The organism is Paenibacillus amylolyticus (genome assembly GCF_003719335.1).
GTDB lineage: Bacteria > Bacillota > Bacilli > Paenibacillales > Paenibacillaceae > Paenibacillus > Paenibacillus amylolyticus_D.
Window position 1 is genome coordinate 1 of the sequence record NZ_RIAS01000048.1, and the last position, 745, is coordinate 745.

Sequence of the window (745 nt, forward strand, 5' to 3'; positions counted from 1 at the left end):
AATTTCGTTTCGAATCTAGTTTTCAGAGAACAACACTCTGAATGAAGTGAAAATCGGTACATCACAGAATGTGTGTATGGTTTTCAGTTCCAAATGAATGGAAGAAGCTATGCTTCGACCAATCGCGTTTGGTGGCGATGGCGGAGGGGTTCCACACGTACCCATCCCGAACACGACCGTTAAGCCCTCTAGCGCCGATGGTACTTGGACCGCAGGGTCCTGGGAGAGTAGGACGCCGCCAAGCGAACTCTTTCATCTTACATAGAAAACAGGCTCTGCATGTGGACATTGTATGATGAATTGCATTTGCACTGCAAATGCATATTATTCCCTGATAGCTCAGTTGGTAGAGCACTCGACTGTTAATCGAGTTGTCACAGGTTCGAGTCCTGTTCGGGGAGCCATTTGCTCTCATAGCTCAGTAGGTAGAGTGCATCCATGGTAAGGATGAGGTCACCGGTTCGATCCCGGTTGAGAGCTCTGCAAATGGGGCCCGTTGGTCAAGGGGTTAAGACACCTCCCTTTCACGGAGGTAACAGGGGTTCGAATCCCCTACGGGTCATAGCAATACCTATGGAGGCTTAGCTCAGCTGGGAGAGCATCTGCCTTACAAGCAGAGGGTCGGGGGTTCGATCCCCTCAGCCTCCACCATATATATTTATCCTAATGACGCGGGGTGGAGCAGCCCGGTAGCTCGTCGGGCTCATAACCCGAAGGCCGCAGGTTCAAATCCTGCCCCCGCAAT

5 tRNA genes and 1 rRNA gene are annotated in these 745 nt (G+C 51.4%); all 6 read left to right on the forward strand.

Going from position 1 to position 745, the window contains the following annotated elements:
- Positions 1 to 127 precede the first annotated feature (127 nt).
- Positions 128 to 244 (forward strand): 5S ribosomal RNA (rrf, locus tag EC604_RS29470).
- A gap of 84 nt (positions 245 to 328) precedes the next feature.
- Positions 329 to 404: transfer RNA gene (locus tag EC604_RS29475), tRNA-Asn, on the forward strand.
- A 3-nt stretch (positions 405 to 407) separates the two neighbouring features.
- Positions 408 to 480: transfer RNA gene (locus tag EC604_RS29480), tRNA-Thr, on the forward strand.
- Between the two features lie 10 nt (positions 481 to 490).
- A tRNA-Glu gene (locus EC604_RS29485) sits at positions 491 to 562 on the forward strand.
- A 13-nt stretch (positions 563 to 575) separates the two neighbouring features.
- Positions 576 to 651 (forward strand) — tRNA-Val (locus EC604_RS29490).
- Positions 652 to 670: 19 nt separating this feature from the next.
- Positions 671 to 744, forward strand: a tRNA-Met gene (locus EC604_RS29495).
- Position 745: the final 1 nt, after the last annotated feature.